Origin of the sequence: Arthrobacter ulcerisalmonis (assembly GCF_900609065.1) — a bacterium.
GTDB classification, from domain to species: Bacteria; Actinomycetota; Actinomycetes; order Actinomycetales; family Micrococcaceae; genus Arthrobacter; species Arthrobacter ulcerisalmonis.
Window position 1 is genome coordinate 1 of the sequence record NZ_UXAU01000039.1, and the last position, 22,191, is coordinate 22,191.

The following is a 22,191-nucleotide window of genomic DNA, read 5'->3' on the forward strand; positions in this document are numbered from 1 at the left end:
TGGCTAGACTTCTACAACCACCGCCGAAACCACGCAGCCCTCGGAGGACGACCACCCATCAGCAGATGTAACCAACCTGCTGGCTGAGTACAGCTAGGCCCTGCTCCAAGCCAAAGAGGATGGCGAAGCCCACGTTCAGAAGGACCACGCCGATGCCCATGGAAGTAGCCACGCCAAAGACCGTGCCTACGAGGGTGACGATGTCGATGGTGTCACCGATACCACCACGGACCCGCTTGCCCAGCAGCGGGTAGAGGGCAGCCCGGATGGACAACGGCATGCCCCAGCGGTAGGCGAAGTAGCCCATGGCCATGCCCAGGAGCGAGTACATGGCCCAGCCTGCCACGCCGTAGTGGAACATGGTCCACACCACTGCGTCTTGCGCTGCCGCAGCGGTCTGGCCTTCGCCGGCGGGCGGCTTCAGGTACTGGGTGATGGGCCCCGTGACGGAGTAGAACAGCATGTCGATGCCCACACCAGCAGCAAAGAGCATGGCCACCCAAGTGAAGAGTTTGTATTGCGGCCTGGAATGGTCCGGGCCCAGCCGGACCTTGCCTTCCTTGGATAACGCCACCCAAAGGACGAAGCCGATCACCACCGTCACTGTCAGGACATAGAACCAACCCAGTTTCTCGGCGATCCACAAGGTGACGGTGTGCAGGGTGGATTGTGCCGTGTCAGGAGTCAGCATGGCCCACAAGGAGAAGGCCAGAATGATGAACGAGGCGATCGCGAAGACCCGCCAGTTGACCTTGGCATGGACGTCGACGCTGAGTTCGGCTGGACCCTTGCTCAGTTCCGTGCTGGAGATGGGGGAGAAGCGTTCCACGTCTTGGGCCTGACGGCGCCGATCGGTACCACCAAGTTCGGTGCGCCTGATAGGGGTCTTGGGCGGCCCGTCCCCACCTTGCGGCTGTGGTGGTTGTTCAGACATGGAAGTCCTCCTAGATGGGTCGCGAGTCGTTAAACAGGCGCCAGCTACGTGAGACTTTCGTCAGACCCGACTCACCAGCCGAGGTTCCACAAACAGAAGGCCCACAGTAAGCGGCCTGCCTGCCTACTCTAATGCAACCGCCGTGAGCGGAGGAGCTAGAGTCCTACTTCAGCGGACTGCAGCAGTGCCACTGCGTCCGGTTGGCCTTCAAAAGTGACCAAGGCGTTCCGCACCCGGCCGTGGGCGTGCATCAGCAACTCGCCGGGTTCGCCCACAATTGCTACGGACACCGGAGCGCGCTTGGCCACGTGGCGGGGCCCGGAAGGACGCACCAACACGATGCCGAGGTCGACGCCGCGGTAAAGGATTGCCGCCCGCTTCACCAAGTCATCCCACAGGGCGTCTGAGTAGGCGGCGTCCAGGGCGCGCGGCGCCCAGCGATCAACGGCACGGCGAACGTCTTCGGTGTGGACGAAGTATTCGATCAGGTTGGCGCTCTCATCCACTGCGGGAATCTTCATGGGAGAGAGGGCAGGGGGCCCGGTGCGGAAGGTTTTCACCAGCGCGGCGTATTCGTCCGGGTTGGCCAGCTTGGCTGCCAATTTGGCCGTGGCCTGGTCCGAGGCTTTCGCCAGGCTCTTGATGATCAGGCCCAACCCCACGGCGGCCTTGCGTTCGCGCAGGTACAGGTGCGCGGCAAGATCCCTGGTGCGCCAGCCAGCACAAAGTGTGGGCGCATCAGGGCCAGCCGCAAGCAGGGTCTCGGCCAGGACTTCTCGGGACGGTTCGACGAAATGCATCACTTGTGAAACTAGCACGAGAGAGGCGATGTTGGGCACCGTTGGGGCCGGTAGCGGCGTGCCTCTGTGCCCAACCGGAAGGTCAGTGGCGAAGGCACTAGACTTGAAGCGATGTCTGAGCACCCCAGTCCCGCCCCCTTGCCCGAATCTGCCGTGGCCACAAGCCCCCTGCCCGCAGACCTGGCCGCAGCCCTTAAACGCGACAGCGCAGGGCTTATTGCGGCGATGGTCCAGCAGTTCGACACCAACGAGGTCCTCATGCTCGGCTGGATGGATGACGAGGCCCTGCACCGGACCATGACCACCGGCCGGGTGACGTTCTACTCGCGCTCCCGCCAGGAGTATTGGCGTAAGGGCGACACGTCCGGACATGTGCAGTGGGTCAAGTCCCTGGCCATGGATTGCGACGGCGACGCCCTGCTGGTCCGCGTAGACCAGGTGGGCGCCGCCTGCCACACCGGAACCCGCACCTGCTTCGACGGCCGGGAACTCGCCGTCGTCCTCGGCGCAGCAGAATAGCCGCGCGGTGCCGGCCAAGGCACCCACTGCACTTTTACTCCAGGACCGGTGAGTCCGGTCCGCACCAGAACAGGCGGAACAGCATAGCCATGCAGGATCTTGGAATCATCAGCCCCAGCCTGGCGGAGTTCCGTGAACTCGCCGGCCACAGCCGCGTCATCCCGGTCCGACTCAAAGTCCTTGCGGATGCCGAGACGCCCATTGGCCTTTACCGGAAGTTGGCCCAAGGCCAGCCCGGGACCTTTTTGATGGAGTCGGCGGCCGTAGGTGGGGCGTGGGCCCGCTACTCCTTTATTGGCGTGACCTCCCGCGCCACCCTGACCACCAAGGACGGCGAGGCGCACTGGCTGGGCCAGCCACCGGCCGGCGTCCCGGTCGGTGGAAATCCTGTTGACGCGGTGCGCGACACCATCGAGGCCCTGCGGACCGACCGTTTCGAGGGCCTGCCGCCGTTCACCTCCGGGCTGGTGGGGTTCCTCGGCTGGGAAACCGTCCGGCACTGGGAACGCTTAGTCAGCCCGCCGGAGGACGACTTACACCTCCCGGAACTGGCACTGAACCTGGTTACTGACATGGCCGTCCACGACAACGTGGATGGAACTGTCCTCCTGATCGCCAACGCCATCAACTTCGACGACAGTTCCGAGCGCGTGGATGAGGCCTGGCATGACGCCGTGGCACGGGTGAAGGCCATGCTGGAGACGGTCAGCAAGCCCATCGCCCAACCGATGTCCGTTACTGTGCCCAGCACCGCTGACTTCGCGTCCAGCGTGCAGGAACGCTGGAACGAGCCCGACTACCTGGCGGCCCTGGACCGCGGCAAGGAAGCCATTGTTGACGGCGAGGTCTTCCAGGTGGTCATTTCGCGCCGCTTCGAAATGGAGTGCCAAGCGACGGCACTGGACGTGTACAGGGTGTTGCGGAACACTAACCCGAGCCCGTACATGTACATTTTCAGCCTCGCTGACGCTGACGGCCGGGAGTACTCGATTGTGGGGTCCTCGCCGGAGGCACTGGTGACCGTTACCGGTGATGAGGTCATTACCCACCCCATCGCCGGCTCCCGTCCTCGTGGGAAAACCGTTGACGCGGACAAGGCCATGGCCGATGACCTACTGGCGGATCAGAAGGAACGGGCGGAGCACCTGATGCTCGTGGACCTGTCCCGCAACGATCTCTCCAAGGTCTGTGTCGCCGGCACAGTGGATGTTACCCAGTTCATGGAAGTGGAACGGTTCAGCCACATCATGCACCTGGTGTCCACCGTGGTGGGCCGGCTTGCCCCCGACGCGAAAGCCTACGACGTGCTCAAAGCGACGTTCCCGGCAGGCACCCTCTCCGGTGCGCCGAAGCCACGGGCGCTGCGCCTCCTTGACGAACTTGAACCGCACCGCCGGGGCATCTACGGCGGCGTGGTGGGGTACCTGGATTTCGCCGGCGACATGGACATGGCCATTGCCATCCGCTCGGCGCTGGTCCGGGAAGGGCGCGCCTACGTCCAGGCAGGCGGCGGCATTGTGGCTGATTCCGTCAACGCCACCGAGGCGATCGAAACGGTGAACAAGGCTGCCGCGCCACTGCGGGCTATCCACCGGGCTGGTTCGTTGCGGGACGTCACGGCTGAGTTCCTTGCCGGCGGGGCGTCCTGATGCCCGCCGCAGACACCCAGGGCAGGTCAGCAGCCCCCCGGTGGGCCCGTAAATCGACGGTGGTCCTGGCCATCGTCGTGTTGGCTTTGGCCGTTTTCGGCACCACCACCCAGACGTGGCTTGCGGTGAACCTCGACGGCAGCCAGCTGGGCCAGGCAGGGAGTCCTGTCGAGTCCTTGAGCGTGCAGGGCAGCAAGGCCGCCACCACCGTGACTGCGCTGGCCCTGGTTGCGTTGGCCGGCGGCCTGGCTGCAGCCATCGCCGGGGCGATAGCACGCTGGATCATTACCGTCATCGTTGTCCTGGCGTCGGCCGGGATCATCGCCGCCGCGAGTACTGTCCTGGCCAACCCGTTGGCCGCCGCCCAGGGCTCCATCGCCGCCGCCACGGGGGTATCCGGCGGCCAGGCCGACGTCGAACTGACGGCGTTCCCGATCATCGCCGTGGTGGCCGGTTGCCTCTTGGCCCTCGCCGGTCTGGTGATCGTGCCCGCTAGCAGGTTCTGGAAGACGCGCACCAAATATGATTCCCCCGCCGTACTGGGCGCCAAACAGGGGAGTGCCACTCCTGCCGGGCCCGCCGATGAGATCGACAGCTGGGATCGGCTCTCCCGGGGCGATGACCCCACCTGAGGTGCGCCGCCGTCGGCCGTGACATGCGTACGGCCCAGCCGATAGGCGATCAACAGGCAAAAAATGGCAGAATGTAAGCAGTATTCATCTTGAGGAGATTTCCATGAGCAAAGCACCCGCGTCAGCGTCCACGTCCAGCACCGGACAGGTAGCCCCCGGCACCATCGATCACAGCATGGAACTCGGTCACGGCAATAGCCCCGCTGCCTGGACCTGCGTCATCGTCATGCTGGTGGGCGCACTCATCGCCTCCATTGCGTACGTCATCAACAACACGCCGATTTTCATCGCCGGCGCTGCTGTGATGGTCGTCGGCCTCATCCTGGGTTACGTCATGCGTAAGGCCGGCTACGGTGTCGAAGGCAGCAAGCTGAAAAACTCCGGTCACTGATGGCAACTGTTCTCGATGACATCAACGCTGGTGTCAGGGAGGATATGGAGAGCCGGAAACGCCTGGTTTCCCTCGCTGAACTTCAGGAGCGCACCCAGGCTGTGGCGCCGGCTCGCGATGCTTGGCACGCGCTGGGCGGAACAGCAACGGTGCGGGACCAGCTGAAGGTCATCGCCGAAATCAAGCGCCGCAGCCCCTCCAAAGGCGATCTCGCCAGCATTGCTGACCCCGCTGCCCTCGCCCGGCAGTACGCCGGCGGCGGCGCGGCAGTCATCAGCGTCCTCACCGAGCAGCGCCGCTTCCACGGCGCCCTCGCCGATCTGGATGCGGTACGCGCCGCCGTCGATATCCCGCTGCTCCGCAAGGATTTCACCGTGGACGAGTACCAGATTTGGGAAGCGCGCGCCCATGGCGCGGACCTGGTCCTGCTCATCGTCGCGTCCCTGTCCGATGCGCAGCTGGTCGAATTCAGCGCACTCAGCCACGAATTGGGCATGAACGTCCTCGTGGAAACGCACACGGAAGCGGAAATTGAACGAGCGGTCGCGGCTCAGGCGCGCATCATCGGCGTCAACGTCCGGAACCTGAAAACGCTCGACGTCGACCGTTCCGTTTTCGCCGCGCTGGCCGGACAGATTCCCGGCAATGCGATCGTTGTCGCCGAATCCGGCGTCCGCGACGCCGCGGACGTTACGCACTACGCGGCGCACGGCGCCAACGCCGTGCTGGTCGGCGAAGCCCTGGTCAGCCACGCCACGCCATTGCAGCGCATCGCCGAGTTCACCGCCGCCGGCGCAGCAGCCATTGCCGCCCGCGGCTAGCCGGACAGCAGCTTCGCGCCGGGAAGCCGGCGTACCCCCGTAATTGAACACCAACTTGGACAGGACGGTCACCGATGGACCACGCACCCACAGGCGACGCCGAACAGAACGCTGCGGACGCTTTCCTGGAGGGCGGTTCGCTCCGGCACGCCCCCGGGCCGTATTTTGGCAACTTCGGCGGCCGTTGGATGCCGGAATCCTTGATTGCAGCCCTGGACGAACTCGAGGACACCTTCGAGAAGGCCAAAGCGGATCCTGACTTCCGTGCCCAGGTAGCCGAGTTGAACAAGAACTACTCCGGCCGGCCCTCGCTGCTGACCGAGGCCAAGCGCTTCAGCGAGCACGCCGGGGGAGTCCGGGTCTTCCTCAAGCGCGAGGACCTGAACCACACCGGCTCGCACAAGATCAACAACGTCCTGGGCCAGGCGCTCCTGGCCAAGCGCATGGGGAAGACCCGCGTCATTGCCGAAACTGGCGCAGGCCAGCACGGCGTTGCCAGCGCCACCGCCGCTGCCCTCATGGGACTGGAGTGCGTGGTGTACATGGGCGCCGAGGACTGCCGCCGGCAAGCTTTGAACGTGGCCCGGATGGAACTCCTGGGCGCCACGGTCATCCCCGTCACCAGCGGCTCGGAAACCCTCAAGGACGCCATCAACGAGGCCCTCCGCGACTGGGTGGCCAACGTGGACCACACCCACTACCTCTTGGGTACTGCCGCTGGCGCACACCCGTTCCCGGCCATGGTCAGGCATTTCCACGAGGTCATCGGCGATGAAGCCCGTGCCCAGATCCTGGACCAAACCGGCAAGCTGCCGGACGCCATTTGCGCCTGTGTAGGCGGCGGTTCGAACGCGATCGGGCTTTTCCACGCGTTCCTGGACGATCCCAGCGTCAAGATCTACGGGCTGGAAGCTGGTGGTGACGGACTGGAAACGGGCCGGCACGCAGCGGCCATCTCGCTGGGCCGTGCCGGGGTACTGCACGGTGCCCGCTCCTACCTGATGCAGGACGAGGACGGCCAGACCGTCGAATCGCACTCCATTTCGGCAGGCCTGGACTACCCGAGCGTGGGCCCGGAGCACTCGCACCTGGCAGAGATCGGCCGGGTGGCCTACGAGCCCATCACGGACACCGAGGCCATGGACGCGTTCCGTATCCTGTGCCGGACCGAGGGCATCATTCCCGCCATCGAGTCCGCCCACGCCCTGGCCGGCGCCATCAAGATCGGCCAGCGCCTCGCCGCCGAGGATCCCGCTACCGCCGCCGAGAAGGTGGTCATCGTGAACCTTTCCGGACGCGGTGACAAGGACGTTGCCACGGCAGCTGAGTGGTTTGACCTGTTGGACAAGAATTCCGCCGAATCTGAACTGGGCAAAGAGGGGGAGCAGCTGTGAGCACTGCACAGACCACCAGCAAGGCCGCAGCCGCCATTGACAAGGCCCGGGCCCAGGGCCGGGCCGCGCTGATTGGCTACCTTCCCGCCGGCTACCCGTCAGTGGAAGAGAGCATCGCCGCCGGTATTGCCCTCGCCGAAAACGGTGCCGACCTGATTGAAATCGGCATCCCTTACTCTGATCCGGTCATGGATGGCCCGGTCATCCAGGCCGCCACCACCGCGGCGCTGGCCAACGGCTTCACCGTCCGCCAGGTCTTCGATGTGGTGGCCGGTATCACCAGCAAAACCGATGCCGCCGTCCTGGTCATGACGTACTGGAACCCGGTCATGCGGATGGGTGTGGACGAGTTCTCCCGCCGCCTGGCTGAAGCCGGCGGCGCCGGGCTCATCACCCCGGACCTCATCCCCGACGAAGCAGGGGAGTGGTTTGCCGCCTCCGACAAATACGGCCTGGACCGGGTCTTCCTGGTGGCGCCGTCGTCCACCCCGGAGCGGATGCAGCGGACCGTCGATGCCAGCCGAGGATTTGTCTACGCGGTCTCCATCATGGGCGTCACGGGCGCCCGGACGTCTGTCAGCTCTGCCGCCAAGGATGTCGTGGCGGCAGCCCACGCAGCCGGTGCCGAACGCGTCTGCGTCGGTGTGGGCGTCTCCAACGCCAGCCAGGCCGAGGAAATTGCAGCCTACGCAGAGGGCGTGATCGTCGGCACGGCTCTCGTTGCCGCACTTCGCGACGGCGGCGCGGAAGCAGTAGCCACCCTCACCCGCGAACTCAGTACCGGCCTGAAACGGGAAGATTCCTGACCGTGCAGACAGTCCTCTCGGTAGCCGCGTTGCTGCCCGCCAGTATCCCCAGCCCGGTCTGGTCCGGGTTCGACATTCCCCTGCCGTGGGGGGCGCTGCGGATCCATGCGTATGCGCTCTGCATCCTCGCCGGCATCGTGGTGGGCCTCTGGCTGACCTCGGTCAGGTGGGCAAAACGCGGTGCCCCTGAGGGCAGCCTCTGGGACATCGTCATCTGGGCCATTCCGTTCGGCATCATCGGCGGCCGGCTGTACCACGTGGTCTCCTCACCCGATGCCTACTTCGGGCCCGGGTTCGACGGCACCGGCGACCTGTCGCTGATTCCACAGATTCAACGCGGCGGACTGGGTATCTGGGGCGCCGTGGTCTTGGGTGTCGTTGGCGCCTGGATCGGCTGTCGTCGCAGCGGCGTCAAGCTCTCAGCTTTCCTGGATGCTGCAGCCCCTGGCCTCCTGCTGGCCCAGGCGTTGGGCCGATGGGGCAACTACTTCAACCAAGAACTCTTCGGCGGTCCCACCACTTTGCCGTGGGGCCTGCAGGTCGATGCGGACAACGCCAACTTCCCCGCAGGCTACCCGGCCGACACCCTCTTCCACCCCACGTTCCTCTACGAGTCCCTCTGGAACATTGTGGGCGTGCTCCTGCTGTTGGGCCTGGACCGCAAATTCCACTTCCGCCGCAGCATGCTCTTCTGGCTGTACGCCATGTACTACACCGTGGGCCGCGTCTGGATCGAGGCCATGCGGATTGACGATGCCGAGCAGATCCAGCTCTTTGGGATTACTACCCGGCTCAACGTCTGGACCAGCATCTTTGTGTTCCTGGCGGCACTGCTGGTGTTTGTTTTCCTGAAGCTGCGGGGCCGGCCAGACCCGGATACCGTGTTCCTGCCGGGCCGGGAACCGAAACCTGCGGAATCCGATTCGAGCGTTGCTGAGCCAGCGGACAGTGTCCGCGATTCGGCCCTTACTGTCTCAGATAGTGAATCGCGTGGTAATCTCCCTGATAGCCATAGCGGTTCCAGGCACTCTTCCGACCCCCAGGAAGATGCCGTGGCGGCATCGAACGGCGTAACGCCGGACCCTGATGCCACAGGTGCTGGAAGTACCAGCACCACAGCCAGCGGACCCGCTGCAGAGGCCGGAACCAGCAAGTAGTCTGGACGGCCCGGCAGGGCAGCAGAGCCACCGCTCGAGATGCCCACCTCCACAACGTCGTGGCAAAGGGGCCCGCGTGGACAGCTTAGAGCTGCTGCTCTGTGCGGTCCCAGTCAGGGGCCTGCGTAACCGTTAGTTCAGCAGGCCGGGCTGACCTACAATTTCCAGTAAGTAACACTTTGTTGCGCCCGTCACAAGGGCGCCGCCAAGTGGGGCCAACGGTGTCCCTTCCATACGCACTTTCAGGAGGAAGGACGTCTCCCATGACGGAATCTCTTACGCCCAGCTGGTCCGAACCGGATCAGTCTCAGGCCATCGCGTCACCGTTCAAGCGCTTCGCTGCCCTTCCCGAGGCTGCCGGGCTGTACAACCCTGAGCAGGAGAAGGACGCTTGTGGGTTGGCGATCATTGCTACCCTTCGCGGCGAACCCGGCTACGACATCGTGGATGCGGCACTGACTGCGCTCCGAAACCTTGAACACCGTGGTGCCGTGGGCGCTGACGAAGGAACTGGCGATGGCGCCGGACTCCTCATGCAGATTCCCGACGAGTTCTTCCGCGCTGTCTCAGCGTTCGAGTTGCCGGCTCCCGGCCAGTACGTTGCCGGCACTGCCTTCCTGCCTGCGGAACAACGTGAAGCAGATGCGGCCAAGGCCGGTATTGAGGGCCTCGCGGCAGATGAGGGCCTGACCGTCCTGGGCTGGCGCGAAGTGCCGATCGTGGCCGACCTGGTCGGCGCCATGGCCCGCGCCTGCATGCCATACTTCTCCCAGCCGTTCCTTGCCTCCGCCACGGGCGAGGAATTGAGCCGTAATGAACTCGACTCCCGTGCCTGGCGGATCCGCAAGCGCGCGCAAAACAAATTCGGCGTGTACTTCCCGTCGCTGTCTTCCCGCACCATTGTCTACAAGGGCATGCTGACCACAGCTCAGCTGGAGCCGTTCTACCCTGACCTTTCCGACAAGCGGTTCAAGACCAAGCTGGCCATTGTCCACTCCCGCTTCTCCACGAACACCTTTCCGTCGTGGCCGCTGGCCCAGCCGTTCCGGACCATCGCCCACAACGGTGAGATCAACACGGTCAAGGGCAACCGGAACTGGATGCGCGCCCGCCAGTCGCAGTTGGCCAACCCGCTGTTGGGGGAGTCGCCTGAAGAGCTCTATCCCATCTGCACGCCTGGCGCCTCCGACTCTGCTTCCTTCGACGAGGTCGCGGAACTCCTCTGGCTCTCCGGCCGGCCCATTACGCACTCGATCATGATGATGATCCCCGAGGCGTGGGAAAACCACGCCACCATGGACCCGGCACGGCGTGCGTTCTACGAATACCACTCACTGCTGATGGAACCGTGGGACGGTCCCGCAGCCGTCTCCTTCACCGACGGCAACCTGGTGGGCGCAACGTTGGACCGGAACGGTCTGCGCCCCGGCCGCTTCTGGATCACCGAAGACGGCCTGATCGTCTTCGCCTCAGAGGTTGGCGTGATCGACGTCGAAGCCTCCAAGATTGTCCGCAAGGGCCGCGTCTCGCCAGGCAAGATGTTCCTGGTGGACACCGACTCCGGTCGGATCATCGACGATGAAGAAGTGAAGGCCGAAGTGGCCCGCGCCAATCCGTGGGCTGAATGGGTCAAAGACAACCTGATCGACCTGAATGATCTTCCCGAGCGCGAGCACGTTGTCCACACTGCCGCTTCCGTAAATATCCGCCAGCGCACCTTCGGCTACACCACCGAGGAACTGAAGATCCTGCTGGGTCCCATGTCCCGGACGGGCGCCGAGCCTCTGGGCGCCATGGGCTCCGACACCCCCGTCGCTGTGCTGTCCAAGCGGCCGCGCCTGCTCTTCGACTACTTTGTGCAGTCCTTCGCCCAGGTCACCAACCCGCCCCTTGACGCAATCCGCGAGGAACTGGTCACGTCGCTGACCTGCGCCATTGGCCCCAACGGCAACCTGCTGGACACCAAGCAAGTTCGCCAGCCGCAGGTCCAGCTGCCGTTCCCGGTGATCAACAACGATCAGTTGGCCAAGATTGCCAACATTGAAAGTCCCGACGGCGATCGGGTGGCCATGAAGGTCCGCGGCCTGTACCGCCCCGAAGGCGGCGAGAACGCGCTCCGTGCCCGACTCACCGAAATCTGCGAGCAGGTTTCCGGGGCCATCAACCGCGGCGTGCAGTACGTGGTGCTCTCTGACCGCGACTCCAACGCCCAGTGGGCCCCCATCCCGTCCCTGCTGCTGGTCAGCGCCGTGCACCACCACCTGCTGCGCAGCGCCAACCGGACCAAGACCGCCCTGGTGGTTGAGGCCGGCGATGTCCGCGAAACGCACCACGTGGCAGTCCTGATCGGTTACGGTGCATCTGCCGTGAACCCGTACCTGGCCATGGAATCGGTGGAGCAGCTCATCAGCTCCGGCGACGTGGTGGGCGTCAGCCCCCAGGACGGTGTCTACAACCTGATCAAGGGCCTCGGCAAGGGTGTCCTGAAGATCATGTCCAAGATGGGCATCTCCACGGTGGCCTCCTACACGGGCGCCCAGACGTTCGAGGCCCTCGGCCTCGGCCAGGACCTGGTGGATGAATTCTTTGCCGGCACGCATTCCCAGCTTGGCGGCGTGGGCCTTGACGTGATTGCTGCCGAGGTTTCTGCCCGGCACCAGATGGCGTACCCCGAAGGCGGCATCGAACAGCCGCACCGTCCACTCCTGGGTGGTGGCGAATACCAGTGGCGTCGCGACGGCGAGCCACACCTCTTCAACCCGGAGACGGTGTTCCGGCTCCAGCACGCAACGCGGGAACGCCGCTACGACATCTTCAAGCAGTACACCCAGGGCGTGGATGACCAGTCCACCAACCTGATGACCCTGCGCGGTCTGCTGAAATTCAAGGAAGACCGGCCGTCCGTACCGCTGGCCGAGGTGGAGCCAATCTCCAGCATCGTCAAACGGTTCTCCACAGGTGCCATGAGCTACGGGTCCATTTCCAAGGAAGCCCACGAGACCCTGGCCATCGCCATGAACCAGTTGGGCGGCAAGTCCAACACCGGTGAAGGTGGCGAGGACGTCGACCGGCTCCTCGACCCGTCGCGCCGTTCTGCCGTCAAGCAGATCGCGTCCGGCCGGTTTGGTGTCACCAGCCTGTACCTGACCAATGCTGATGACATCCAGATCAAGATGGCGCAGGGTGCCAAGCCCGGCGAAGGCGGCCAGCTGATGGCGCAGAAGGTCTACCCGTGGGTGGCCAGCACACGGCACTCCACGCCCGGCGTCGGCCTGATCTCGCCGCCGCCGCACCACGATATCTACTCCATCGAGGACCTCGCACAGCTGATCTACGATGCCAAGCGCGCCAACCCCTCGGCACGGGTGCACGTCAAACTGGTCTCCGAAGTGGGGATCGGGACCGTGGCGTCCGGCGTGACCAAGGCCAAGGCCGACGTCGTGCTGGTTTCCGGGCACGACGGCGGGACCGGCGCCTCGCCGCTGAATTCGCTCAAGCATGCCGGTGTTCCGTGGGAGCTGGGCCTCGCCGAGACCCAGCAGACGCTGATGCTCAACGGCCTCCGCGACCGCGTGGTGGTGCAGGTGGACGGCCAGCTCAAGACGGGTCGGGACGTGGTCATCGCTGCGCTGCTGGGTGGCGAAGAGTTCGGGTTCGCAACGGCACCGCTGGTGGTTGAAGGCTGCATCATGATGCGCGTCTGCCACCTGGACACCTGCCCCGTGGGTGTGGCCACCCAGAACCCTGAGCTGCGGTCCCGCTTCAGCGGCAAGCCAGAGTTCGTGGTCAACTTCTTCGAGTTCCTTGCCGAAGAGGTCCGTGAAATCCTTGCCGAGCTTGGCTTCCGGACCCTCGAAGAGGCCATTGGCCACGCGGACGTGCTTGACGCCCGTGAGGCAGTTGACCACTGGAAGGCTGAGGGCCTGGACCTCGATCCGATCCTGCACGGCCTGCAGTTCGACGCCGACGCACCGCGCCGGAACATGACCGGCCAGAACCATGAGTTGGACAAGCACTTCGATCAGCGCTTGATCACCATGGCCACAGAGGCCCTGACGGATCGCAGCCCGGTGAAGATCACCGTGGATGTCATCAACACGGACCGTTCGGTGGGCACCATGCTGGGCCACGTGGTCACCAAGACGTTCAGCACGGACGTCCTGGCCACGGACACCATCGACGTCACGCTCAATGGAACAGCAGGCCAGTCCTTGGGTGCGTTCCTGCCGGCCGGCATCACATTACGCCTCTTCGGCGATTCGAACGACTACGTTGGCAAGGGGCTCTCCGGCGGCCGCATCATTGTCCGGCCGGACCGTACCAACGTGTTCAAGGCAGAGTCCAACGTGATAGCCGGAAACGTGATCGGCTACGGCGCCACCAGCGGCGAGATGTTCCTGCGCGGCCAGGTGGGCGAACGCTTCTTGGTCCGCAACTCCGGTGCCACCGCCGTCGTCGAAGGCATCGGCGACCATGGCTGTGAGTACATGACCGGAGGCCAGACGCTGATTATTGGCCGCACAGGCCGCAACTTCGGTGCTGGCATGTCTGGCGGTACCGCCTACCTCCTTGACCTAGACACGGCCCGGGTCAACAAGGAAGCCCTGCAGTCCGGAGAACTTAAGCTCCTAGAGCTTGACGCCGAAGACCGCGACATTGTGTATGGCCTCCTGGCCAAGCACGTTGAGGAGACAGAATCCCAGCTGGCAGCGCGCTTGCTCGAGAACTTCGATGACACTGCTGCCCGCATCACCAAGGTGCTGCCGCGTGACTACGCGGCTGTGCTGCAAACCCGGCTCGACGCCATCGAAGAGGGGCTCGACCCCGACGGCGAAGAAGTCTGGGCTCGAATCCTGGAGGTAACCGGTGGCTGATCCACGCGGATTTCTAAAAGTACGCCAGCGGGAAACCCAGCCGCGCAGGCCCGTTCCGGTGCGCATCATGGACTGGAAGGAAGTCTACGAAGCCCAGGAAAAGGGTGTCCTGAAAAGCCAGGCTGGCCGCTGTATGGACTGCGGTGTGCCGTTTTGTCACCAGGGCTGCCCGCTGGGCAACCTGATTCCTGAGTGGAATGACCTCACGTGGCGTGGCAAGGGCGAAGAAGCGATTGAGCGGCTGCACGCCACTAACAACTTCCCCGAGTTCACTGGCCGGTTGTGCCCCGCCCCGTGCGAGTCATCGTGTGTGTTGGGCATCAACCAGCCCGCCGTGACCATCAAGCAGGTGGAGGTTTCCATCATTGATGAGGCCTTCGAGAACGGCTGGGTCAACCCGCTGCCGCCTACTCGCCTGACGGGAAAGACTGTCGCTGTGGTGGGCTCTGGTCCTGCCGGCCTGGCAGTTGCCCAGCAGTTGACCCGAGTTGGCCATACCGTGGCTGTGTACGAACGCGACGACCGCATTGGCGGCCTGCTGCGCTACGGGATCCCCGACTTCAAGATGGAGAAGGAGCAGGTGGATCGGCGCGTCGAACAGATGAAAGCGGAGGGCACCCGCTTCCGGACCGGTGTTGCGGTGGGAACCGACGTTACTTGGGAGCAGCTGCGGAGGCGCTACGACGCCGTCGTCATCTGCACCGGGGCCACAGTCCCGCGTGACCTGCCCATCCCCGGCCGCGAGTTCACCGGCGTGCATTACGCCATGGACTACCTGGTCCCCGCGAACCGCGTGGTGGCGGGGGAGGCCGTGGAAGGACAGATCCACGCCCAGGGCAAACACGTTGTCATTCTTGGTGGCGGCGATACCGGAGCTGACTGCCTGGGCACCGCCCATCGACACGGCGCAGCGTCGGTAACCACCCTGGCCATCGGCAAGCAGCCGCCGGCCGAGCGTGCCGGACACCAGCCGTGGCCCACGTTCCCCACCCTGTTCGAGGTCGCCAGCGCTCATGAGGAAGGCGGCGAGCGGACCTATCTGGCGTCTACCGTCGAATTCGTCGGGGAGAACGGCGTCCTGACCGGCGTGAAGGTTGCCGAGACGGAATTCGTCGATGGCAAGCGTTTGCCCAAGGCTGGCACCGAACGGGTCATTCCCGCTGACCTAGTCTTCCTGTCCCTGGGCTTCACCGGCCCGGAACAAGCAGGTATCACCGAGCAGGTCCGCGCCGAGTTTGACGGCCGCGGCAACGTGGCCCGCGACGGCTACTACATGACCAACACCGAAGGGATCTTCGTGGCAGGCGACGCCGGCCGCGGGCAATCCCTCATCGTGTGGGCCATTGCCGAAGGGCGTGCGGCAGCGGCCGCCGTCGACCAGTACCTGATGGGAAGCACCATACTTCCCGCACCCGTGGCGCCCACTGACCGCGCTATGGCGGTGCTGTAGTACCCCGAGGATTCACCTCACCGACAACTTAACCAATGCAATTTACCAATAGGGTAGGTATATGAGACGCGCAAAAATTGTGGCCACTTTCGGCCCCGCCATTGCCAGCTACGAGAACACCCGTGCGGTGTTGGAAGCTGGCGTAGATGTCGCTCGGATGAACATGAGCCACGGCGACTACACGGTGCACGACAACACCTACGAGAACGTCCGCAAGGCTGCAGCCGATCTGGGCAAGCCTGTGGCCATCATGGCTGACCTCCAGGGTCCCAAGATCCGCCTGGGCCGCTTTGTTGACGGTCCGCACGCCCTCGCCGCCGGTGACATCTTCACCATCACCACCGAGGACGTTCCCGGAACGCAGGAAATCTGCTCCACCACGCTGAAGAGCCTCACCGAAGACGTCAACGTGGGCGATGCCCTGCTGATCGACGACGGCAAGGTGGCACTGCGCGCCATCGAGGTGGACGCCGTCAAGGTGGTCGCCGAGGTGACCGTGGGTGGCATGGTGTCCAACAACAAGGGCATCAACCTGCCGGGCGTTGCCGTCAACGTTCCCGCGCTGAGCGAAAAGGACGAGGACGATCTCCGCTGGGCCATGCGCCGCGGCGTGGACCTGGTTGCCCTGTCCTTCGTGCGTGACGCCAGCGACATTGTCCGCGTGCACGAAATCATGGACGAGGAAGGCCGCCGCGTTCCCGTCATCGCCAAGATCGAAAAGCCGCAGGCCGTTGAGCAGCTGTCCGAGATCATCGACGCGTTCGACGCCATCATGGTGGCCCGTGGCGACCTCGGCGTGGAACTTCCGCTCGAGGAAGTGCCGATCGTCCAGAAGCGTGCCATTGAACTGGCTCGCCGCTGGGCCAAGCCGGTCATTGTTGCCACCCAGGTGCTCGAGTCGATGATCGACAACCCGCGCCCCACCCGTGCAGAGGCTTCTGACTGCGCCAACGCCGTTCTTGACGGTGCAGATGCCGTGATGCTGTCCGGTGAGACCAGTGTGGGCAAGTACCCGATCGAGACCGTTAAGGTCATGGCCCGGATCATCGAATCCACCGAGGTTCACGGCCTGGAGCGCGTTCCCCCGCTGGGTACCCGCCCCAAGACCCGTGGCGGCGCCATTACCCGGGCCGCCGTCGAGATTTCCGATCAGCTGGACGCCAAGTACATCTGTGCGTTCACGCAGTCCGGTGACTCGGCACGCCGCTTGTCCCGTCTGCGCCCCATCAAGCCGGTCTTCGCGTTCACTCCGGTGGAGCAGGTCTGGAACCAGTTGGCGCTGACCTGGGGCATCCAGCCGGTGTTGGTCCCCATGGTGGGCCACACGGATGAAATGACTGCCCAGGTTGACCGCAGCCTGCTGGAAATGGGACTGGTGGAAGACGGTGACCTGGTGGTCATTGCTGCCGGTTCCCCTCCCGGAAAAGCTGGCTCCACCAACTCGCTGAAGGTCCACAAGGTCGGCGACCTCGCCGATTCAGGTCACGGCGGCGAAGTTACCAGCAACAAGGAAAAACTCGGCCCCTGGCCGGAAAAGCGGAAGAAGTAGCCGCTACTTCCAGCTACTGAAAAGGGAGGGTGCCTCGCCGGTTGGCAAGGCACCCTCCCTTTTGTTGTGCGTTGGGTCAGTTGACCTGGTTGATGATGGTCTCTGCCACTTCGCGCATGCTCAGGCGGCGGTCCATTGAGGTTTTCTGGATCCAGCGGAAGGCCTCCGGCTCCGTGAGGCCCATCTTGGTGGTCAGCAGGCTCTTGGCGCGCTCTACGAGCTTGCGGGTAGCGAACTGCTCCTGCAGGTCCGAGACCTCGTTTTCGAGCGCCTTGATCTCCTCATGGCGGGAGAGGGCAATCTCAATGGCCGGGATGAGGTCAGCGGGAGTGAACGGCTTGACTACGTAGGCCATGGCACCGGCGTCGCGGGCACGCTCCACCAGTTCCTTCTGGCTGAAAGCCGTCAACAGGACCACGGGGGCGATCCGTGCCTTGACGATCTTCTCCGCAGCGGAGATGCCGTCCATGACGGGCATCTTGACGTCCATCAGGACCAGATCTGGCTTCAGTTCCTCTGCGAGCTGGACTGCCTTCTCGCCGTTGTCCGCTTCGCCCACAACGTCATAGCCTTCACCGCGCAGGATCTCAATGATGTCGAGGCGGATGAGGGTTTCGTCCTCGGCCACGATGACGCGGCGCGCCGGCTGGGTGGTGGGGTTTGACTCCGTCTGTTCAGACACGGGATCTCCTTGGAAAGGTACGGCGGGGACGTCACTATCTTAGGTGCCACCGCTGCCGTACTTGGTCTGCATGGAGAATTGCGGCATCAGCGGCGCGATTCTAGGTTTCAGCCTATCTGCATGTAGAGTAAATGCGCGTACACGGCCGGATCGCGTTGCTCACAGTACCTTGTGGGTCCGCAGGTCAGGAGTGTAATCCGCGCCCGAGTGGCGGAATTGGCAGACGCGCCGCACTCAAAATGCGGTATCGAAAGATGTGTGGGTTCGAGTCCCACCTCGGGCACAGCAAAACCCCTCGTCAGAGGGGTTTTTTGCTTTAACGTGTTTACATTCTGGCGGGTCAGGTCCCTCTGACACGGGTCGCGGGGGTTTGCTTGGCGCCTCGGGTCGCCTGTTTGGTTGTGGGGGAGGGGGTTTAGGGTCCTGGCTGGTCGGCCCTCCGCTTGCTGTGAACTGGGGCTATGCCTTCCTCTTTTGTTGCGTCTGGTAGGTCGTGGTTGACCTACACCTCTTCATGCGTTAAGGGACTGAGCGCAACATGACTTCGAGATCCTGCGGCAAGATTCTTGGTTTTGGCTCGTTGATGGACTCAAGAGGCTTGACTCCGGAGAGCTTTGTCAGCCCAAACGGGTGTGGACATTGCCCACAGTTAAATCTTCTTTATTTAGCCTGATCACAGCCATTTCCTTCCTCTTGTTCGGCCTACATCTATTCATCGCGTATAAGGACCCGAGCGACATGACGCCCGTTCGCAAGCGCACCATCAGTAGGGCCGCAGCGACGTGAGAGTGCAGCCGCGGTGATGGTCGTTCCCGCCGATAGAATGTCCTCGTCTGCCGGATCCTCCGGTATGAACAGTGAGTTTGCGATGAGGAGTTCCGATAGCGTGGTCGACGACACTTGGAGAATTGAAGTTGACCTGCTGCGGGAGGGACCTGAGGCTGAAAACGCAGCCAAATACTGGGCATATGGCGGTGGGACTCGCGGCAGGATCGCTTGGGAACATAAAGTCTCGGAGATCTTTGGCACGATAAATCCTTCAGAGGCGGCGGCCAGCGCGGCTGAGTATGTTGTTGCGACCTACACAGGAACTGCCTGTATTGGCTGTGGCGAAGTGCCCGAGGGAGTGGTTGTTGCGAACCGGTCCGCAGCCTCCTCTAAACTGTCGGGCCAAGGGGCCAGGCTATGCGCAACTTGCGAGGCGGCGAAAGTTGCGGCGGCCAATGACCACAGGGAGCGCGTGCTTCGCTGGATTGCCGGCTTCGACAGCAGCTTGCCAGACAGTGTTGAAGCCCTCAGCGATGTAATGCTCCTAGACAAGCTTACTCAGTCGGATCCGTTTAAAGATAAGCGGCTTCGGGGGCTTTTTCTCAAGCAGGCAGGTTTCTCTTCCGGAGAGCTGGGTCGGTTGTTGCGTTTGGGCGTCCTCGTCCCGGCTAATGCTCAGCAGCCAGCCAACATCGAATTTGTCGACGACAGCGTTAGCTACATTCCCTTCGAAATTGATTGGCATCCCGCCGGCGAAGGAACGCTCGACGACCGCTTTGAGGCAATCGAGCAACTTACCTCACAGGAAATTCACAGCGCACTCGGGCGGTTTCCCATGGAGCTGGAAACCGCAGCCAAGGAATGCATCGTGCAGGAAGCTGAGCGGTACCTTTCATTGCAGCTTGCTGACCGTGGTATTGATGAGCCCACAGAAGCGCAATGGGAACGTTTTCGAGAATCCATAGTGGACGCCTGGTCTTATGTGAGTCTGGCCCAGTTCTACTATGCAATTTGGCCGGCGTGCGCTAGGGCGGTAGACAATAAAGCCCGCCAGCCGTTCATGGGGCGGGGCTCGGTTACGGGCTCAGCGGTGAATAACGTCGTGAAAATGCTCAATGAATTCAAGACGGGAGAACGTCCAGCCAAGGCCTTTGCGCAGCCCTACAACCTGCCGCTGCTTTCCCGGACGGTGTCGACATTCCGCATCATGCTCGATTTGGATCCGTTGTCGGCTTTGGAAGCGGACGTGGCGGAGGCGCTGGGTACTGATGCCCAACTTCTGCCTGCTCCGGAGGAAATCCTTGAAGGGGCCAGGCTGGTTCATCTGACGTGTCTGCGTTCGATGCCCGAAGAGCACGCCTTCGTAGCCACTATGGCGAGCCTGAGTTTGTTGGTGCCGCACTACGACATCGAAACGATCAATGCCGCCCGGGCAGTGTTCGCAGCAGAGTATGTGAAGTTTGCTTTTCCAGTTCCGGAAGTAGGGACGGCAGAGGTAGCAATTGAGAATCCATTCTGAAACTAATGGAGTAAAGCAGGTCTCCAGCCGGGTCACCAAATACGGTTAGAAGGTTCCGTCGGGGCATGGTTGTTTTCTGGCGAAATATCCGGTCGTACGCTTCTCCTGTTGCCTTCCACGCCAGCTTGGGACTTGGCGGCGCCCGTGGCCAACTGCCACGACGCCGCAGTCAGGGCAACCCGAGACGTCGTCACCGGATTCAATGCGCAGAAGCAGGCCCGTCCCGGTTGCCGTGACGGAGCTGACGTGGATGCCCTCGACACCGAGCAGCGCATCTGCGCGGGTGCACCAGCGCCCACCGGAACAAGACATAGAGTTATTCATGTCAGGGTCTCTTTTGGTTTTGGTTGCTTGGTCGCTACCAATTCAAAGAGGCCCTGACCTCTTTCCCGCCGCACCACGCCGCAACGAAAAACCCCAGCCCGGCGGCGGCATTCTCAGACCGACCTAACCACGCTCATCTGCGAAGGGCCACAAAACCGGGGGCAGTCCCGGGAATCAGAGTAGCCACTACGAGGAGCGCCGTTATAATTACGCGTGCCCAAGTAGCTCCGACAATCGTGGGCGTCTGACGCAACCGGGTTGGCTTAGTCGCGACCTGGGACTCGGCGCGATCGTGGCGTAATTATCGCTGCTAGAACATGGGAGAGATTGGCGCGGTAGCGAATGACATCGTCATCGATAGGCCCCGGTATCTCTTGCGCGACCCTCCAAAGCAATGCCTCTGAGGGATCCTCGCGGCCGAACGCTTCCAGTGCAGAGCAGATGACTTCGGCTGACCATTCGACGGTGACCCGTCTGTCCAGTCGAGATTCCCCAATAATTCTGAACCCACTGCGGGCGACCTTGTCTTCTCTGATCAATTTCATTGCTAGCGACTGGTTTGTCATGCGGAAATTCCAAACCATCCGGAGAATTTGCGGGATGTCTTTCGACTTCAGCTGCGGCAATTCCAGTTCTGGGTCATCCCACAAATTTCCGTTGTACAGCGCATATATGTTGGCCCATTCCTGGGCGGATCGTCTATCAACCCATGTGAAATTCTCGCTCGCGCCTGCTTCCAGTACGCTCCAGTTAACGTTGTGCCTGCTGCCAACCGAGAAAACGTTCTGATTCATCAACGGATACCAGACGCTCCGCCCGCACCTTGCGTGATCGCGGTACGTCAGAAGAGCGTCTTGGTCCCCTGCCGTAATCGTCCCCTCGACCAGGACTTCCGCGAACAGGTCTCTTCGGATTGCTTCAGCCAGAACAATTCGTTCGTCCCTGCTGGGATTTAATTGGTCCGAGCGCGGGTTCGCCCACTGGTAGCTCACCCGATCGAGACGCACCGTGATGGGTGGCGTGCTGGCGTAAGCATTCCCGACCGCCGCCGACCATTCGGAAATCTTTGCCGCGCGATGGTTGACCCGTGCTGAACGTACTGCAATCGCAAGCGAAATAAACGAAATCACTACAGCGGCGGCAGCGAGCACAGGGTCAGTATTCATGTCCTCCACGGTACCAATGCGCGGTTACCCCACTGTCCCGGCAGGATGCATTTACCCAGATTTACAAAGGAACAGCACCATACCTCCGTAAGCAACCCTTTTCGCATGGCGATCTCGAGAGGCTCCAGGGTCGTTGTCCCACCGGGGTCGGCTCCTTCTAGTGAACCGAGTTGTGTCGTTTGAAGCTTGGACCATGTCGCTGCTCATCCCGCCAACCAAATGTGTCGAGGGGTCTATAAAAAATTTCAGCGCGAATGACTTCGCGATTTTGCGCAGTAAGCTTCTGACTTCGGCTCCTTCGTTGAGGACAGGAACCCGGCTGGTGGATGTTTTGTCAGGCCGAAGAGCGTGTGGACAAAGTCCATTCTAGGTCCGGCCCGCATGCAAGGGCGGGCCTTGGGTCGATGTCTCCAGGTTCCTTATTCGGCAATCTGCAGAGACGGGAGGGCCGAATTTCCGGCGCAGGATTTGAGTGCGCCCGGGACACGTCATGTCCCCGTTTTTGGTGTTCGATCGAGCAAAAGGAAGTGTGGACATTGTCCACACTTCTTGCTTCGTACTGGCCCGTAAGGCCGCCGGACTGCCCCGGATTCCACATGTTTCCGCCACTTCCCAGTATTCCCAAGGCTTGGAATCCCGTTCGAGTCCCACCTCGGGCTGAGCTGCTGCGGGGATTTCGGACAGCGGAATTAGTGGTTTCTTCTACGCTGCCAGGGCTGGCTGTTGATAACCATAGTGGACTTCGTTGGGCCGACG

Annotated in this window: 16 protein-coding genes and 1 tRNA gene; 13 read left to right on the forward strand and 4 right to left on the reverse strand. The window is 62.8% G+C overall.

Annotation, left to right across the window (positions count from 1 at the left end; all coding sequences use genetic code 11):
• Positions 1-58: 58 nt before the first annotated feature.
• A complete protein-coding gene (locus PSET11_RS14500) occupies positions 59-934 on the reverse strand; it encodes a BCCT family transporter (protein ID WP_203415990.1) in 876 nt (291 codons plus the stop codon).
• A gap of 155 nt (positions 935-1,089) precedes the next feature.
• The gene (locus PSET11_RS14505; RefSeq protein ID WP_124093049.1) at positions 1,090-1,734 is read right to left on the reverse strand and encodes a TIGR03085 family metal-binding protein; all 645 of its coding nucleotides are present in this window, start codon (positions 1,732-1,734) and stop codon (positions 1,090-1,092) included.
• A gap of 111 nt (positions 1,735-1,845) precedes the next feature.
• Here PSET11_RS14505 and hisI point away from each other — a divergent pair, with 111 nt between their 5' ends.
• The 11 genes from hisI to pyk all read left to right on the forward strand — a co-directional run bounded on the left by hisI (position 1,846) and on the right by pyk (position 16,976).
• Entirely contained in the window at positions 1,846-2,253 is a 408-nt protein-coding gene (gene hisI / locus PSET11_RS14510; protein ID WP_124093050.1) for a phosphoribosyl-AMP cyclohydrolase, read from the forward strand.
• Between the two features lie 89 nt (positions 2,254-2,342).
• Positions 2,343-3,902 (forward strand): anthranilate synthase component I, encoded by a 1,560-nt coding sequence (locus tag PSET11_RS14515; protein WP_124093051.1) that lies wholly within the window; start codon positions 2,343-2,345, stop codon positions 3,900-3,902.
• Positions 3,902-4,534, forward strand: a complete 633-nt coding sequence (locus tag PSET11_RS14520) for a Trp biosynthesis-associated membrane protein (RefSeq protein WP_124093052.1) — start codon at positions 3,902-3,904, stop codon at positions 4,532-4,534. The genes PSET11_RS14515 and PSET11_RS14520 overlap by 1 nt, the downstream gene beginning before the upstream one ends.
• Before the next feature lie 103 nt (positions 4,535-4,637).
• A complete protein-coding gene (locus PSET11_RS14525) occupies positions 4,638-4,925 on the forward strand; it encodes an HGxxPAAW family protein (protein WP_124093053.1) in 288 nt (95 codons plus the stop codon).
• A complete protein-coding gene (gene trpC, locus PSET11_RS14530; protein WP_124093054.1) occupies positions 4,925-5,746 on the forward strand; it encodes an indole-3-glycerol phosphate synthase TrpC in 822 nt (273 codons plus the stop codon). The genes PSET11_RS14525 and trpC overlap by 1 nt, the downstream gene beginning before the upstream one ends.
• 74 nt (positions 5,747-5,820) lie before the next feature.
• Positions 5,821-7,140 carry a tryptophan synthase subunit beta gene (gene trpB, locus PSET11_RS14535; RefSeq protein WP_124093055.1) on the forward strand — a complete coding sequence of 440 codons (1,320 nt, stop codon included), beginning with the start codon at positions 5,821-5,823 and terminating at the stop codon, positions 7,138-7,140.
• Entirely contained in the window at positions 7,137-7,946 is an 810-nt protein-coding gene (gene trpA, locus PSET11_RS14540) for a tryptophan synthase subunit alpha (protein WP_124093056.1), read from the forward strand. Before trpB ends, trpA begins: the two co-directional genes overlap by 4 nt.
• Before the next feature lie 2 nt (positions 7,947-7,948).
• A complete protein-coding gene (gene lgt, locus PSET11_RS14545; protein WP_124093057.1) occupies positions 7,949-9,103 on the forward strand; it encodes a prolipoprotein diacylglyceryl transferase in 1,155 nt (384 codons plus the stop codon).
• A gap of 263 nt (positions 9,104-9,366) precedes the next feature.
• Positions 9,367-13,977, forward strand: a complete 4,611-nt coding sequence (gltB, locus tag PSET11_RS14550) for a glutamate synthase large subunit (protein WP_124093058.1) — start codon at positions 9,367-9,369, stop codon at positions 13,975-13,977.
• Positions 13,970-15,427 carry a glutamate synthase subunit beta gene (locus PSET11_RS14555; RefSeq protein ID WP_124093059.1) on the forward strand — a complete coding sequence of 486 codons (1,458 nt, stop codon included), beginning with the start codon at positions 13,970-13,972 and terminating at the stop codon, positions 15,425-15,427. Before gltB ends, PSET11_RS14555 begins: the two co-directional genes overlap by 8 nt.
• Positions 15,428-15,488: 61 nt before the next feature.
• Entirely contained in the window at positions 15,489-16,976 is a 1,488-nt protein-coding gene (pyk, locus tag PSET11_RS14560) for a pyruvate kinase (RefSeq protein ID WP_124093060.1), read from the forward strand.
• Positions 16,977-17,052: 76 nt separating this feature from the next.
• Here the strand turns inward: pyk and PSET11_RS14565 are convergent, their stop codons facing one another.
• Positions 17,053-17,658, reverse strand: a complete 606-nt coding sequence (locus tag PSET11_RS14565; protein ID WP_124093061.1) for an ANTAR domain-containing response regulator — start codon at positions 17,656-17,658, stop codon at positions 17,053-17,055.
• A gap of 201 nt (positions 17,659-17,859) precedes the next feature.
• Here PSET11_RS14565 and PSET11_RS14570 point away from each other — a divergent pair.
• Positions 17,860-17,941, forward strand: a tRNA-Leu gene (locus PSET11_RS14570).
• A gap of 603 nt (positions 17,942-18,544) precedes the next feature.
• A complete protein-coding gene (locus PSET11_RS14575) occupies positions 18,545-19,945 on the forward strand; it encodes a YlxR family protein (protein WP_124093062.1) in 1,401 nt (466 codons plus the stop codon).
• Between the two features lie 587 nt (positions 19,946-20,532).
• Here the strand turns inward: PSET11_RS14575 and PSET11_RS14580 are convergent.
• On the reverse strand, positions 20,533-21,435 hold the full coding sequence (locus tag PSET11_RS14580; protein ID WP_124093063.1) for a hypothetical protein: 903 nt from the start codon (positions 21,433-21,435) through the stop codon (positions 20,533-20,535).
• Positions 21,436-22,191 lie beyond the last annotated feature (756 nt).

Coding starts and splice junctions, on each gene's coding strand:
- PSET11_RS14515 (WP_124093051.1), top strand. CDS start 2,343: ATGCAGGATCTTGGAATCATCAGCCCCAGCCTGGCGGAGTTCCGTGAA.
- PSET11_RS14500 (WP_203415990.1), bottom strand. CDS start 934: ATGTCTGAACAACCACCACAGCCGCAAGGTGGGGACGGGCCGCCCAAG.
- PSET11_RS14505 (WP_124093049.1), bottom strand. CDS start 1,734: ATGCATTTCGTCGAACCGTCCCGAGAAGTCCTGGCCGAGACCCTGCTT.
- PSET11_RS14520 (WP_124093052.1), top strand. CDS start 3,902: ATGCCCGCCGCAGACACCCAGGGCAGGTCAGCAGCCCCCCGGTGGGCC.
- hisI (WP_124093050.1), top strand. CDS start 1,846: ATGTCTGAGCACCCCAGTCCCGCCCCCTTGCCCGAATCTGCCGTGGCC.
- trpC (WP_124093054.1), top strand. CDS start 4,925: ATGGCAACTGTTCTCGATGACATCAACGCTGGTGTCAGGGAGGATATG.
- gltB (WP_124093058.1), top strand. CDS start 9,367: ATGACGGAATCTCTTACGCCCAGCTGGTCCGAACCGGATCAGTCTCAG.
- pyk (WP_124093060.1), top strand. CDS start 15,489: ATGAGACGCGCAAAAATTGTGGCCACTTTCGGCCCCGCCATTGCCAGC.
- PSET11_RS14525 (WP_124093053.1), top strand. CDS start 4,638: ATGAGCAAAGCACCCGCGTCAGCGTCCACGTCCAGCACCGGACAGGTA.
- PSET11_RS14580 (WP_124093063.1), bottom strand. CDS start 21,435: ATGAATACTGACCCTGTGCTCGCTGCCGCCGCTGTAGTGATTTCGTTT.
- trpB (WP_124093055.1), top strand. CDS start 5,821: ATGGACCACGCACCCACAGGCGACGCCGAACAGAACGCTGCGGACGCT.